At 71.4% G+C, this 12,841-nt stretch carries 15 protein-coding genes; 2 read left to right on the plus strand and 13 right to left on the minus strand.

The annotated features are described in order from the left end of the window. Window positions 1-2: 2 nt before the first annotated feature. Both ACIPJY_RS11145 and ACIPJY_RS11150 read right to left on the minus strand, forming a co-directional pair. Entirely contained in the window at window positions 3-1,448 is a 1,446-nt protein-coding gene (locus ACIPJY_RS11145; protein WP_400464620.1) for a phytoene desaturase family protein, read from the minus strand. A gap of 56 nt (window positions 1,449-1,504) precedes the next feature. After that, window positions 1,505-2,182: a hypothetical protein gene (locus tag ACIPJY_RS11150; RefSeq protein WP_400464617.1), complete on the minus strand. Its 678-nt coding sequence runs from the start codon at window positions 2,180-2,182 to the stop codon at window positions 1,505-1,507. 103 nt (window positions 2,183-2,285) lie between these two features. Here ACIPJY_RS11150 and ACIPJY_RS11155 point away from each other — a divergent pair, with 103 nt between their 5' ends. Next, window positions 2,286-2,561, plus strand: a complete 276-nt coding sequence (locus ACIPJY_RS11155) for a hypothetical protein (protein WP_400464615.1) — start codon at window positions 2,286-2,288, stop codon at window positions 2,559-2,561. Window positions 2,562-2,580: 19 nt separating this feature from the next. On the opposite strand, the gene ACIPJY_RS11160 is transcribed toward ACIPJY_RS11155, so the two are convergent. The 3 genes from ACIPJY_RS11160 to ACIPJY_RS11170 are packed head-to-tail and all read right to left on the minus strand — an operon-like array spanning window position 2,581 to window position 5,152. Then, complete coding sequence (locus tag ACIPJY_RS11160) at window positions 2,581-3,108, minus strand: GNAT family N-acetyltransferase (RefSeq protein WP_400464612.1); 528 nt, start codon at window positions 3,106-3,108, stop codon at window positions 2,581-2,583. A 26-nt stretch (window positions 3,109-3,134) separates the two neighbouring features. Next, window positions 3,135-4,412 carry an ABC transporter permease gene (locus ACIPJY_RS11165; protein WP_400464610.1) on the minus strand — a complete coding sequence of 426 codons (1,278 nt, stop codon included), beginning with the start codon at window positions 4,410-4,412 and terminating at the stop codon, window positions 3,135-3,137. Continuing rightward, window positions 4,409-5,152, minus strand: coding sequence for an ABC transporter ATP-binding protein (locus ACIPJY_RS11170; RefSeq protein WP_400464607.1), 744 nt, complete (start codon window positions 5,150-5,152; stop codon window positions 4,409-4,411). The genes ACIPJY_RS11165 and ACIPJY_RS11170 overlap by 4 nt, the downstream gene beginning before the upstream one ends. Window positions 5,153-5,233: 81 nt before the next feature. Between ACIPJY_RS11170 and ACIPJY_RS11175 the strand changes: the two genes are divergently transcribed. After that, a complete protein-coding gene (locus tag ACIPJY_RS11175) occupies window positions 5,234-5,863 on the plus strand; it encodes a TetR/AcrR family transcriptional regulator (RefSeq protein WP_400464604.1) in 630 nt (209 codons plus the stop codon). Here ACIPJY_RS11175 and ACIPJY_RS11180 read toward each other — a convergent pair. The 8 genes from ACIPJY_RS11180 to ACIPJY_RS11215 form a co-directional block, all read right to left on the minus strand. Then, window positions 5,850-6,860: a glycine betaine ABC transporter substrate-binding protein gene (locus tag ACIPJY_RS11180; protein ID WP_400464601.1), complete on the minus strand. Its 1,011-nt coding sequence runs from the start codon at window positions 6,858-6,860 to the stop codon at window positions 5,850-5,852. The genes ACIPJY_RS11175 and ACIPJY_RS11180 overlap by 14 nt on opposite strands. Further along, complete coding sequence (locus tag ACIPJY_RS11185) at window positions 6,857-7,624, minus strand: ABC transporter permease (protein WP_400464598.1); 768 nt, start codon at window positions 7,622-7,624, stop codon at window positions 6,857-6,859. The genes ACIPJY_RS11180 and ACIPJY_RS11185 overlap by 4 nt, the downstream gene beginning before the upstream one ends. Continuing rightward, window positions 7,617-8,894 carry an ABC transporter ATP-binding protein gene (locus ACIPJY_RS11190; RefSeq protein ID WP_400464595.1) on the minus strand — a complete coding sequence of 426 codons (1,278 nt, stop codon included), beginning with the start codon at window positions 8,892-8,894 and terminating at the stop codon, window positions 7,617-7,619. Before ACIPJY_RS11190 ends, ACIPJY_RS11185 begins: the two co-directional genes overlap by 8 nt. Beyond that, entirely contained in the window at window positions 8,881-9,558 is a 678-nt protein-coding gene (locus ACIPJY_RS11195; protein WP_400464592.1) for an ABC transporter permease, read from the minus strand. The genes ACIPJY_RS11190 and ACIPJY_RS11195 overlap by 14 nt, the downstream gene beginning before the upstream one ends. 180 nt (window positions 9,559-9,738) lie before the next feature. Then, complete coding sequence (locus ACIPJY_RS11200; protein ID WP_400464590.1) at window positions 9,739-10,452, minus strand: DinB family protein; 714 nt, start codon at window positions 10,450-10,452, stop codon at window positions 9,739-9,741. After that, a complete protein-coding gene (locus ACIPJY_RS11205; RefSeq protein ID WP_400464587.1) occupies window positions 10,449-11,060 on the minus strand; it encodes a hypothetical protein in 612 nt (203 codons plus the stop codon). The genes ACIPJY_RS11200 and ACIPJY_RS11205 overlap by 4 nt, the downstream gene beginning before the upstream one ends. Window positions 11,061-11,119: 59 nt before the next feature. Further along, complete coding sequence (locus ACIPJY_RS11210) at window positions 11,120-11,995, minus strand: aminoglycoside phosphotransferase family protein (RefSeq protein WP_400464584.1); 876 nt, start codon at window positions 11,993-11,995, stop codon at window positions 11,120-11,122. A 138-nt stretch (window positions 11,996-12,133) separates the two neighbouring features. After that, on the minus strand, window positions 12,134-12,793 hold the full coding sequence (locus ACIPJY_RS11215) for a ScbR family autoregulator-binding transcription factor (RefSeq protein ID WP_400464581.1): 660 nt from the start codon (window positions 12,791-12,793) through the stop codon (window positions 12,134-12,136). Window positions 12,794-12,841: the final 48 nt, after the last annotated feature.

The following is a 12,841-nucleotide window of genomic DNA, read 5'->3' on the forward strand; positions in this document are numbered from 1 at the left end:
GGTCAGTCCTCCGGTGTGAGATCGACGTCCTCGGGGAGCCCGAAGGTGTGTCGGAGTGCGCTCCGTGCCGCGTGCCAGCCGGCCATGCCGTGCACGCCAGGGCCCGGGGACGACGCCTCGGAGCACAGGTACATGCCGCCGCCCATCCGCCACGGGTCGCCGGAGAGCAGCGGGCGCTTGACGAGCTGCCAGAAGCTGGCGGCCCCGGCGGCGATGTCCCCGCCGACGTAGTTCGGGTTGTACGCCGCCATCTCCACGGCGGTCCGGGAGCTGGTGGCGAGGACCGTGTCCCGGAACCCCGGCGCGAAGCGCTCGATCTGCCGCGTGACGATCTCGGTGTGGTCGACGTCCGATCCGGCCGGGACGTGCGCGTACGCCCAGAAGACGTGCTTGCCCTGCGGTGCCCGGCTCGGGTCGACCACGGTGGGCTCGGCGCCGAGGACGTAGGGCCGGTCGGCGTGGCGTCCGCGGGCGACGGCGCCCTCGGCAGCGGCGATCTCCGCACGCGTCCCGCCGATGTGCACCGTCCCGGCCTTCCGCAGCTCGGCGTTGGCCCACGGCACGGGGTCGGACAGCGCGAAGTCGACCTTGGCGGCGGCGTTCCCGAACCGGAACCGGCGCAGTGCACCGCGTCTCGGCGTCGGGATCTGCGTCCCGGCGATCCGCAGCATCCCGGGGACGCTCGTGTCGAAGAGCACCGCCTTGGCGGGGGTGAGGTCCGCCAGGGAGCGCACCTCGTGGCCGGTCTCGATCGTGCCCCCGTGGGCGAGCAGGTCCGCGGCGAGCGCGTCGACGATCGCCTGGCTGCCGCCGATCGGCACCGGCCAGCCCCTGGCGTGCGCGTAGACCCCGAGCGACAGGGCTGCCGCGGCGGTCGCGAGCGAGGGCATCTGCTGGATCGAGTGGGCCGCGACCCCGGTGATCATCGCCGGGGCGACTTCCTGCCGGAACCGGGCGTTCCATGCGCTGCTGCCCTGCTCGAGCGCGCGTAGGCCGAACGCGAGCACGGTCAGCGGGTGGCGTGGGACGTTGAGGAGCGCGTCGGTGGCGAAGTCGGCCACCTGGTCGGCCCTGCTGGCGAGCGGCCCCATCAGGTTCCGGAACGCCGGGCCGTCGACGCCCAGCTCGGCCGCCGTGCGCTCGAGGTCCCGGTAGGCGATGCCGGCACGGCCGCCGTCGAGCGGGTGGCCGTACTGCACCTCGGGGAGCCGCAGTTCGATGCGGTCCTCCATCCGGAAACGTCGGAAGAACTCGGACTGCAGCGCCATCGGGTGCACGGCGGAGCAGACGTCGTGGAGGAACCCCGGCAGCGTGAGCTCGGCGGTCCGCGCTCCTCCACCGATGGTGTCGTTGCGCTCGACCACCTCGACCGACAGCCCGGCGCGCGCCAGGGTCACCGCGGCGGCGAGCCCGTTCGGTCCCGCCCCGACCACCACCGCATCGACCATGCCCCGAGCCTACGAGGTGCGGTCGTCACTCGTCCCAGGCGCCGCGGTGCCGTCGGTCAGCTGCGGGTGGTGTCCGCGTCGGCGGCGTCCGTGCCGTCGTCGTCGGCGTCCGCGTCCGAGGGGTCGTCGGTGTCCTCGACCGAGCTCGGGCCGGAGCCGACCGGGTGTTCGGCGAGCAGCGCCGCGAAGTCCTCGTCGAGCATCTGCTGCACCCGGTCGTCACGGCCGATCTCGTAGCCCTCGGTCGGGCGCTGCGCCCACCCCAGGCGGCCGACGACGGTCGCGCCGATGTCGTCCCACGCCCGGGCCCGCGCGGCGAGGACGATGCCGTCGACGAAGCCCTGGTCGTCCCGGCGGCGGTCGAGCATCGTCGCGAGCTGCTCGTACTGCGCCTCACGCGTGCGGAGCTTGACGTCGTCGCCGCGGCGGTAGTCGTGCTGGTGCTTCGAGCGGCCCTTCTGCTTGATCGCCTTCGACCGGATCTCGCGCATCCGTGCGGCGTCGCCCCGTTGCTCCTCGGCCATCCGGTGGAGTTCTTCGCGGGTCACCTCGGCCGCGACCGCGTGGTCGAAGAACCCCTGGTCACGAAGGGAGTTCGTGATGATCCGGTTCGCCACGGCGATCACGACGGCGGCCTTCGCGATGAGGAAGCCCTCGTCCACCGCACGCTTGAGCTCGACCTGGCTGATGGGTCGCTCGGTGGAGTCCTTGCCACTTCGTCCGAACAGAGCCATGACGACGACGATACCGGCGGCGGGTGACCATCAGTCCGCAGGTGGACCCGGATCCCCACCGGGAGGGACGACTCACCCCGAGCGGGTCCGTAGCGTCGCAGGCATGGTCACGTACTCCGAATCCCCCAGGACCGGCCTCGGCACCGCGAGTCTCGTGCTCGGCGTCTGCTCGCTGCTCGCGGGGTGGACGTTCTTCGCCCCGATCGTCGGGCTCTGTCTCGGTATCGCGTCCCGCAGCCGCGAACCCCTCGCCCGCGGGCGCGCCGGGTGGGGCATCCTGCTCAACGTCATCGCCCTCGCCGTCTGGATCGTGCTCGTCGCCCTGTTCGTCGGGCTCGGCACGATCGCGGCGTGGCAGCACGCCACGCAGGGCTCCTGACGGCCGACCGACGCTCGGGTCAGAGGACCAGGCCGTACAGCGCGACGTCGACCCGCGTCGGCCCGAGCGGCAGCGCGCTCCGCAGCGTCCCCTCGTGCGTGAAGCCGAGGCGCTCGGCCAGCCCGCGACTGCGCTCGTTGCCCGCGGCCGTGCGGATCTCGACCCGCTCGGCACCCCGTGCCCGGGCGACCGACACCAGGACGGACGCCGCACGCCGGACGACGCCCCGGCCCTCCGTGCCGGCGTCGATCCAGTAGCCGAGCGATGCCTGCCCGAGGTAGGTGTCGAAGGCCAGGGACGCGGCGCCGACGATCCGGTCGTCCACCCGGATCACGCACGGCAGCGAGCGGTCCATCGCGTACTGGGCGAGCATCCGCTCGGTGTGGAGCGACGTGGCCTCGAGCGTCTGCGGCCCCCACGCCCACGGCTCGGCCGCGCGCAACCGGTCGAGGTTCGCGAGCACCAGGTCGTGCACGGCCGTGACGGTCGACAGGTCGCGCAGCGTCAGCGTGCAGCCGTCGCCGAGGTCCCGCCCGAATGCCGTCACGGCTCCGACACTATGCACCTGGCCCGCTACTCGTACCGGAGCGCCTCGATCGGGTTCTGCCGGGCGGCGCGGCGTGCGGGCAGCGTGCCGGCGAGGAAGGCGATGAACATCACGACGACGATGATCGTGATCACCGAGGACGGCGCGAACTGCATGATCTGCAGGCCGGGCAGGTCCTTCAGCACGGTCCCGGCGAGGACGTTCGAGATCCCCGTCCCGAGCGCGATCGCCACACCGGCGCCGATCGCGCTGCCGAGGAAGCCGATGAACACGGCCTCGAGCGAGAACAGCGTGTAGACCTTGCCGCCGCCCATGCCCATCGCCTTCATCAGGCCGATCTCGCGGGTGCGCTCCTGCACGCTCATCAGCAGCGTGTTGATGATGCCGAACCCGGCGGCGATCAGGGCGATCACCGCGAAGGCGTTGAGCACGCCGACGATGCCGTTGATGACCGTCTGGAACTGGCCGAGCTGGTCCTGGATGGTCTGGCCCGTGTAGCCGTCCTTCGACAGCGCGCTCTTCACGTCGGCGGCGGTGGCGCCGCGCTCGAGCGTCGCCGAGGCGCTGGCGTAGGACGTCGCGATCGACGCCGGCTTGCCGGTCTCCTGTGCGGACTGCATCGCGTCGGTCAACTCGGCGTTCGCTCCGGCGCCGCCGCCGAAGAGGGACTCGTTCTGCACGCCGACGACCGTCGCCGTCAGGGTGTGCTCCTTGCCCTGGTAGTCGTCGACGGCGAAGGTGAGCTCCTTGCCGACGGCGGCCTTCTCGCTCCCGAGCCCGAGGTTCTTGAGGTAGTTGGTCGGCAGGATGACCTGGTTCGCGTCCGTGTCGTCGTCGAGCTGCTTCCCCGACGCCAGGTCGGCCTTGAGCTCCCCGGCGTTGGCGGACAGCGTGACGACGTACTTGCCCTGGTCGCCGTACTCGGCGTACTTCGGGCTCAGCGCGACGGCCGGGCGGACGGTGTCGATGCCGTCGACGTCCTTGATCTCGTCGACATCGGACTGGGACAGGTACCCGAACGACGCCGGGCCGCGGTCGACGCTCTGCGTGGACGCGTCCGGGTCGTACTTCGCGGGGCCGCTGTCGGTGGACGAGCTGTCGACGGTCTTCGTGATCGTCAGGGCCCCGGTGTCGCCGATCGACGCGACCTGGGTGTCGATGTAGTTGCCGACGCCGGTGCCGATCGCCGAGGTCAGCGTGATCGTGAAGGCACCGATGAAGATCGCGATGACCGTCAGCGTGGTGCGCAGCTTGGAGCGGAAGGTGTTGCCGACCGCGGTCCTCAGGAGGTCGAGGAAGTTCATGCGGAGTGCCTTCCGTGCTCGTGGGCACCCGGCGCGGGCGCATCGACTCCGGTGCCGGCGGAACCGCCGACGATCAGCCCGTCCCGCACGTTGACGCTCCGGTCGCAGTGCGCCGCGAGCTCTTCGTCGTGCGTGACGACAACGAGCGTGATGCCACGCTCCCGCTGCAGGCCGAACAGCATGTCCTCGACCACCTCACCCGTGTTCGTGTCGAGGTTGCCGGTCGGTTCGTCGGCGAAGATCACGCTGGGCTCCCCCACGAGCGCCCGCGCGATGACCACGCGCTGCTTCTGCCCGCCGGAGAGGTCGTTCGCGTCGTTCTTCGCCTTGTCCGCCAGGCCCAGGGCGTCGAGGGCCGCCATCCCCCGGCGCTTCCGCTCCGCCCCGGAGACGCCCGCGATCTTCAGCGGCAGCACGACGTTGTCGAGCACCGAGGTCTTCGGCGTCAGGAAGAACTGCTGGAAGACGAACCCGAAGGTGCTGTTCCTGGTGCGGTTCACCTGCCGGGCGCTCAGCGTCGCCGCGTCGGTGCCGTCGAGCCGGATCTCCCCCGACGACGGCTTGTCGAGCAACGCGAGCAGGTGCATGAGCGTCGACTTGCCGGAACCGGACTTGCCCACGATCGCCAGGCTCTCGCCCCGGTGCACGGCGAGGGACACTCCCTTCAGCGCGTCGAACCGCGTGGAGCCGCGGCCGTAGGTCCTCGTGAGGTCTCTGGCCTCGAGCACGGGAGTGGTCATGCGCCCGAGCGTACTGTCCGTTGCACGACTGAAAGTTTGCGTTTGCTGCAAACGATGTGACGTTCCGGTTACAGTCGTGCCATGCCCGACAGTGTGCCCTCCGGCGAGATGGGTCTCCGCGACCGCAAACGCATCGAGACCCGCTCCCGCATCGCCGAGTCGGCCCGGTCCCTGGCACTCGAGCAGGGCATCGACCACACCACGATCGAGCAGGTCGCGGCGCGGGCGGAGATCTCGCCACGGACGTTCTTCAACTACTTCGAGAGCAAGGAGGACGCGGTCCTCGGGCACACCGAGCTCGACCTGTCCTCCGAGACCCTCGAGGCGCACGTCCGCGCGGTCGCCGGCGAACCCGCGGCACAGGCCGTCGTGGACCTGGCGTTCCTGGTGTTCGGCCCGACCTTCGGCGACGAACGGCACCGGCACGAGCGCAAGGAGCTCATCGTGCGCTTCCCGCAGCTGATGCGCCGTCAGGTGACCCGGATGACCACGGTCGCCGAGGCGATGACGGGCGCGGTGCGCACCGTCCTGGAGCGCGACCCGGCCTGGGGCCCGGAGGCCGCGACCCCGCAGGCGGCGGAGATGCTGCTCGGCATGGTGATGACTGCCCTCCGGAGTTCCGCCCGGCACGAGGGCACGGACCCGGAACAGGTGCGCGTCCAGGTGGTCGCACTGATGCGCGACACCGCGGCCCGGATCACCGCCGGCTGATGAAGCCCTCCTTGACCATCCAGTCGAACGCGACGTCGGCCGGCTCGCGCCCCTCGACGTCCACCTGCCGGTTCAGCTCCTGCAGCACCGCGTCGGTGAGCTTCGGCGAGATCTGGTCGTAGACGTCCGCGAGCTGCGGGTACTCCTGCAGGACCGACGACGAGAGCACCGGTGCGACGTTGTACGCCGGGAAGAAGCCCTCGTCGTCCTCGAGCACCTGCAGGCCGAGCGACTTGATGCGACCGTCGGTGGTGAAGACCTCACCGAAGTTGCACGTGCCGCGGTCGGTCGCCGTGTACACGGTGCCGGTGTCCAGGATGTCGACGTTGCCCTTCGGGATCGACGTGGCGCCGGAGCCGCCGAGCTGGAGCCCGTACTTCGCGAGCATCGGCTTGAAGCCGTCGGCCCGCGAGTTGAACTCCGACTCGACGCAGAACGTGCGCTGGTCGGCCGGCAGGTCCGCGATCTGGGAGAGCTTGGTGATGCCGCCGAGCTCCGCGACCGCCTCCTTCCGCACCGCGAACGCGTAGGTGTTGTTCATCGGCGCCGGGTCGAGCCAGGTCAGCCCGTTGCCGGCGTCCTCGTCCTTGACCGCCTGCCACTGCTCGGTCTTGTCCGGGATGCCCTCCTTGTGGCCCATGTAGGTCAGCCACGCGGTGCCGGTGTACTCGTACGTCATGTCGGCGTCGTGGCTCGTCATGAGCTGGCGGACCGCGACGCTGCCGGGGACGTTCGTCTCGTCGGTCACCTCGAAGCCGGCGGCCTTCGCGGCGAGCACCGCGATCTTGCCGAGCACGAGCTGCTCGGTGAAGTTCTTCGACGTGACGGTGATGTGCGCGCCGTCGGGCAGGTCGTCGATGCGCTCGATCGTGCCGGGTCCGGCCGCGGGGACGAACGAGGTCGCGGGCTGCAGACCGCAGCCGGTGAGGGCGAGGGCCGCGGCACCGGCCACCAGGCCGACGAGGACACGACGGCGTGTGCGGGCTCGGGGGGTCATCGGAGTCCCTTCGGTCGTGCGACGGTCTCGACGATGCGGCCGATCCAGTCGATGGACAGCGCCAGGAGCGCGATGAGCAGGGCGCCGGACACCAGCACCTTCGGCAGGAACAGGTTCACACCGGTGGTGATCAGGAGTCCGAGGCCACCGGCGCCGATGAACGTCGCGAGGGCAGCCGAACCGACCAGGAGCACCAGCGCCGTGCGGATGCCGGAGAGCATCACCGGGACGGCGAGCGGCAGCTCCACCTTGAGCAGGACGGAGAAGGCGCTCATGCCCATGCCCCGGCCGGCTTCGACGAGCCGGGCGTCCACGCTCTCGATGCCGATGATCGTGTTCCGGAGCACCGGCAGGATCGCGTAGAGCACGAGCGCGATGACGGCGGCCCAGAACGAGAAGCCCAGCCAGAACGCCAGGAGCACCACGAGGCCGACGGCGGGCGCTGCCTGGCCGAAGTTGGCGACCGCCAGGATCACCCCGCTCGCCCGGCGGAGCGGCCCGCGGGTGAGCACCACGCCGAGCGGGATGCCGATCACGAGCACGATGACCGTCGAGACGATGGTGAGCAGCACGTGCTGCCACGTGAGCGCGAGCAGGTCCGCCGGGTTCAGCGTGGAGCGCTCGGTCGCGGTGAGGTCGGCGGTGGCGAGCCAGACCGCGAACGCACCGAGGACCACCAGGATCGCGATCGGCTGGATGACCAGGGGTGTCCACGACGTGCTGCGACCGGGGCGCACGCTCGGTTCGGTCACGACGTCAGTCATCGACGACCTCCGAGTCGGCGACCGATGCCGCGCGGGTCGACGGCATGGTCTCGATCGGGTTCGTGTTCGTCCCGACCGGCGTGTACGCCTGCTCCTCGGCCGCGGCGGCGCGCGACCGGGTGATCGCGTCCATCACCGTCTCGACGGTGATGACCCCGCGGAACGCGTCGCGGCGCCCGGTGACCAGCGCGGCCCCGGCGCTCGAGACGAGCATGGTGTCGAGCGCGTCGTTCAGGGTCGCGCCCTCGCCGACGACGGGCAGGTTCGGCTCGATGCCCTCCGGGATCCGGTCGAGGCGCTCGAGCTGCCGGCGTGACGGCCACCCGATCGGTCGCTGCCGACGGTCCACGACGACGGCGTGCCCGTGGCCGCCGGCCTCGCGCATCCGCTGGAGCACGGCCGCCGCCTCTTCGCCCGGCGAGCAGGTGACCGCGTCGACGACCTCGACGTCGCGGACCCGGTTCAGCGTCAGCTGCTTGAGCCCGGCGCCGGACCCGATGAAGTTCTCCACGAACTCGTTGGCGGGCTCGGCGAGGATCCGTTCCGGGGTGTCGTACTGCACGATGTGCGCACCCTCGGAGAAGATCACGATCCAGTCGCCGAGCTTCACGGCCTCGTCGAAGTCGTGGGTGACGATGACGATCGTCTTGTGCAGCTCCTCCTGGATGCGGAGCAGCTCGTCCTGCAGGCGCTGCCGGGTGATCGGGTCCACGGCACCGAACGGCTCGTCCATGAGCAGGACGGGCGGGTCGGCGGCGAGCGCCCGGGCGACGCCCACGCGCTGCTGCTGCCCGCCGGAGAGCTCCCGGGGGAAGCGGTCGCGGTAGGTGTCCGGGTCGAGCGAGACCAGGTCGAGCAGTTCGTCCACGCGTGCGGCGATCCGGTCCTTGGACCAGCCGAGCATCTTCGGCACGATCGCGATGTTCGCGGCGACCGTCATGTGCGGGAAGAGGCCGCCGGCCTGGATCACGTAGCCCATCCGGCGGCGCAGTTCGTCGCCGTCGATCGCGGTGACGTCGTCGTCGCCCACGACGATGCGGCCCTCGGTGGGCTCGATCAGTCGGTTGATCATCTTCAGCGTCGTGGTCTTGCCGCAACCGGACGGGCCGACGAGCATGACGATCTTGCCCGCCGGGATCTCGAGCGTGATGCCGTCGACGGCGGGCTTCGACTGCCCGGCGTACCGCTTCGTGACGGTGTCGAGCAGGATGCTGCGGCCGGTGACGTCGCCGGGGGCGTCGGGGGACAGGGTTGCGTCAGTGCTGGACACGGATACCTCGCGAGGTGGTCAGGCGGCCGAGGCCGAGGAGGAGCAGGTCGAGGACGAGGGCGAGCAGGACGACACCGACCACGCCCACCACGACGGAGTTGAGCGAGTTCGCGCCGCCGAGCCGCGAGAGCCCGGAGAAGATGAAGCCGCCGAGCCCGGGGCCGAGTGCGTACGCGGCCACGGCGGCGACGCCCATCACCATCTGCGCGGACACCCGCACGCCGGTGAGGATGATCGGCCAGGCCATCGGCAGCTCGACCTGCCAGAGGGTCCGGAACCGGCTCATCCCGATGCCCCTGGCGGACTCGACGACGGCCGGCGGGATCTCGGACAGCCCGACGACCGCGTTGCGGAGGATCGGCAGGGCGGCGAAGAACGTGATCGTCACGACGGACGGCACGACGCCGAACCCGAGCGGGACGAGCAGCAGACCGATCACGGCGAACGACGGCAGCGTCAGACCGATGGTCGACACCTCGTTCGCGAGCGATCGGAAGCGTGGGCTGCGGTACACGAGCGCCGCGAGCACCACGGCGATGACGGTGGCGAGCACGGTGCACTGGACCACCAGTGAGAAGTGCTGCCACGACGCGAACCAGATCTGGCCCCATCGCTCCGTGACGTAGTTGAAGAACACCGTCGCTGGTTCCCCTCCGGTCGGCATTTCTGCCCACGGTCCGGGGCACGATCGCCGCCAAACGTACGCAGGGCCCACACCGTTCGTACAACCGAGAACGGCTCGCAGAACGTCCGCCTGCACGGACGATCAGACGGAAAGCCCTGATCAGAGCGGTACTGCCGCGGTGTACCTGGGAGAACGGTAACGATGCTGCGCCCGGACGGGCTACGGGCCTGCGCTCCGCAGGCCGGCCTGCTCGGCGATCGACACCAGGTGCTCCCGCCACTCGACCCATTCGTCCGGGGTCTTCTCGGCGAGGTTGCCGTCGCCGTCACCGGCGAGGCCGTCGAGCATCTCGCGGACGATGTCGGCGTGCCCGGCGTGCCGCGCGGTCTCGTACGCCATGTGGACCAGGATCCGGTGCAGCGTGACCTGGCGGACCTCCTCCGGCCACCACGGCACGACCCCGCGCGCGTCGAGGTCCAGGGCCGCGATCGTGGCGTCGGCGTGCGCGGCGCTGGCGTGGTGGAACGCGATGACGTCGTCCATCGTCTCGTCGAGCGTGGCGTACATGTCACGGTCGTCGTCGGAGTCGAGCCAGGCCGGGGGATCGGGGAGCGGGCGGTCGAACACCCGCCCGAAGTACTCCGACTGCACCGCGGCGACGTGCTTCACGAGCCCGAGCACGTTCGTGCCCGTCGGCGTGACCGGCCACCGGGCCTGCCGTTCCGCCAGGCCGTCGAGCTTCGCGAGCAGCGCCGCCCGGTGCTTCTGCAGGTAGCGCTGCAGCGTCTGCTTGACGGCCGCCTGGTCCGTCACGGGGGACGTGCCCTCGTCGGTCAGCCGGGAGTTCCCGACCGCGGCGAGGGTCCCGGTGGGCGACGCCGCCCGGACCACCGGCACATCGTCGACATCGGGGCCCGCCGGCACGTCGCTCATGCGTCCGATCGTGCCACCACGCGTGCTCGGATGCGCTCCGACTCGGACACCGCCACGCGCTCGGCCGTCAGCAGCAGCGACGCGACGTCGGCGGACGTCCGCGACGGTGCGTCGTTCCAGCTCGTCAGGTCGCGCACGCGGCCCATCCGGACGTCGGGTGCCGGGCACCAGAGGACGGGTGCGCCCTCTTCGACGGCGAGTGCGTGCCAGACGACGTCGAGTGCGCGCTGCACCGGCTGCGAGTGGACGGCGTGCGGGCCACCGGCCGCGTAGACGACGGCGCCGACCAGGCAGGCGCCGACGAGCGGACGGCCGGCGACGTCCATCGCGGCCGCGCTCGACGCCTTGCGCATCCGGCCCCGGTCGTCGACGTAGGCGAACCAGGCGTGCTGGATCCAGCCCTGCTCGATGACGCCGCGGGCTCCGGAGAGCAACCGTTCGAGGTCCGCCAGCTCGTGCAGCTGCGCGTCGGCCCGACGGACCCTGGCAGCGGCCCGGCGCTCGGCGAGCCGGTCGAGGAGCCCTCGGAGACCGGATCGGGTGGACGGGGAGGAAGAGGGTGCGGCGTCGGTGTCGACGTCGTGCTGGACGCGGAACTCGAGGGTCATCAGGCCCCTCCGATCTTCACGTGCACGGATGGTGTGCAGTGACGATAACCCCGTTCCGCTCAGCCGTCGAGGGTGGCGTCGATCCCGCGTCGTGCGACCGTCCGGAACGCGCTGTCGTCGCTCGTCGCGAGGGCCGAGGCGATGGACACGGCCCAGCCGCGCGCCCTGGTCCAGGTGTCGTCGTCGGCCGCGACGAGCGCGCGGAAGGTGCGCCGGGCCTCCCGGTCGAGCGTCAGCCAGGCGGTCGCGAGGTCGACCGCCGGGTCCCCTGCGGTGACGTCGCCGAAGTCGACGACCGCCGACAGGCGGTCGCCGTGCGGCCCGGGCTCGACGAGCAGGTTGAACGGGTGCAGGTCGCCGTGCACCCAGACGGGAGGCCCGGCGTACGCGGGCAGGGCGGCTGCGGTCCGCCAGAGCGCGGCCAGCGCACCGGCGCGGGGCACGTCCGCGGTCCGCAGCCGTTCCAGGACGGCGTCCGACCGCGTCGCGAGCGGGACGGCCCGCACCGGGTTCACCGGCGCGTCCGCCGGGGCGGGCACGTGCAGCAGTCCGACGAACGCGGCGAGCGCCTCCGCGACGGCGGTGCCGCCGGGTCGCACGCCGGCGGCGGTGCCGGGGAGCCAGCGCACGATGCTCCAGGACCACGGGTACCCGAGTGCCGGGCGGCCGATCCGGACCGGGTCGGGCACCGGGACGATCGCGGCGACCCGTTCGGCGATCTCCGGGAGCCACCGCTGCTCGTGCTCGATGAGCCGTGCTGCGGCCTCGCGGCGGGGGAGTCGGACGGCCAGCAGGTCCCCGAGCCGGACCACGACGTTGTCCCAGCCGTCCGCGACGACCTCGAGCGGGAGCCCGGCGAGGTCCGGGTGCTGGTCCGCGAGCAGCGCGCGCACGAGCGGCACGTCGACGGTGAACTCCGCTGCTGGGGTGGGCATCGGGTCAGGCTAGCGCGCCGTCGTGGTCCCGTGAACGGGGGTACGCGGGTCGAACCTACCGCTTGGTATCTTCATAGGGTCGGATGCATGGGTGCCATCTGGGGGGACCCGTGACCCGGCCCGTGGCCGGTCGGGACGTCAGGGCATCTCGGTCGGCGCGATGATCGCGACGAGCCGGGGGATCTCCGGGCGCACGGCGTCGGTGACGATGGCCGCGAGGAGCACCGTCCACAGGTCCCGGAGGCGTTCGAACAGGTCTGCCCGCCCGGCGAGGACGTCCGAGACGGTCTGGACGCCCGTGTACGCGGGGATGATCACGCGTCCGAGCAGCTCCGGGTCCCAGTGCTCGTCGACCTGGCCGGCGGCGACGCCCTCGCGCATCAGGTCCGCCGTCACGGCCATCCAGTCCGTGTAGGGGTCCGATCGTGCGACGTCGCTCGTGGCCGCCTCGGTCGACAACCGGATGCCGGCGCTCACCGCAACCTCGGTCACCATCTGGGTGGCGAGTCCCTGCGACATCCACATGATCGCCTCGAGCGGGGAGCTCGCCTTCGCCAGCGCCGCGGCTCCGTAGCGCCGGGAGATCGCGTGCTGCTCGGCGATCACGGCCGCGGCGAGGTCCGCCTTCGACCCGAAGTGGAAGTACAGCGCGCCCTTGGTGACGCCCGCACGGTCCGCGACGCCGTCCATCGACGCACCGACGTACCCGTGCTCGTCGAACTCCCGTGCGGCGCCCTCGAGCACCGCGGTCCGGGTGAGGACTGCTCGCTGCTGTCGCGTGCGACCGTCCTGCGCCATCCCGTGATCGTAGCGGCCGTCCCGATGGGTTCACCGGCGCTCGTCAGG

Source organism: Curtobacterium sp. NPDC090223 (assembly GCF_044746585.1).
Lineage (GTDB): Bacteria > Actinomycetota > Actinomycetes > Actinomycetales > Microbacteriaceae > Curtobacterium.

Bases quoted from the DNA above. Each gene is read 5' to 3' on its own strand.
- ACIPJY_RS11145 (WP_400464620.1), bottom strand. From the start codon at position 1,448: ATGGTCGATGCGGTGGTGGTCGGGGCGGGACCGAACGGGCTCGCCGCC.
- ACIPJY_RS11150 (WP_400464617.1), bottom strand. From the start codon at position 2,182: ATGGCTCTGTTCGGACGAAGTGGCAAGGACTCCACCGAGCGACCCATC.
- ACIPJY_RS11155 (WP_400464615.1), top strand. From the start codon at position 2,286: ATGGTCACGTACTCCGAATCCCCCAGGACCGGCCTCGGCACCGCGAGT.
- ACIPJY_RS11165 (WP_400464610.1), bottom strand. From the start codon at position 4,412: ATGAACTTCCTCGACCTCCTGAGGACCGCGGTCGGCAACACCTTCCGC.
- ACIPJY_RS11170 (WP_400464607.1), bottom strand. From the start codon at position 5,152: ATGACCACTCCCGTGCTCGAGGCCAGAGACCTCACGAGGACCTACGGC.
- ACIPJY_RS11175 (WP_400464604.1), top strand. From the start codon at position 5,234: ATGCCCGACAGTGTGCCCTCCGGCGAGATGGGTCTCCGCGACCGCAAA.
- ACIPJY_RS11180 (WP_400464601.1), bottom strand. From the start codon at position 6,860: ATGACCCCCCGAGCCCGCACACGCCGTCGTGTCCTCGTCGGCCTGGTG.
- ACIPJY_RS11185 (WP_400464598.1), bottom strand. From the start codon at position 7,624: ATGACTGACGTCGTGACCGAACCGAGCGTGCGCCCCGGTCGCAGCACG.
- ACIPJY_RS11195 (WP_400464592.1), bottom strand. From the start codon at position 9,558: ATGCCGACCGGAGGGGAACCAGCGACGGTGTTCTTCAACTACGTCACG.
- ACIPJY_RS11200 (WP_400464590.1), bottom strand. From the start codon at position 10,452: ATGAGCGACGTGCCGGCGGGCCCCGATGTCGACGATGTGCCGGTGGTC.
- ACIPJY_RS11205 (WP_400464587.1), bottom strand. From the start codon at position 11,060: ATGACCCTCGAGTTCCGCGTCCAGCACGACGTCGACACCGACGCCGCA.
- ACIPJY_RS11210 (WP_400464584.1), bottom strand. From the start codon at position 11,995: ATGCCCACCCCAGCAGCGGAGTTCACCGTCGACGTGCCGCTCGTGCGC.
- ACIPJY_RS11215 (WP_400464581.1), bottom strand. From the start codon at position 12,793: ATGGCGCAGGACGGTCGCACGCGACAGCAGCGAGCAGTCCTCACCCGG.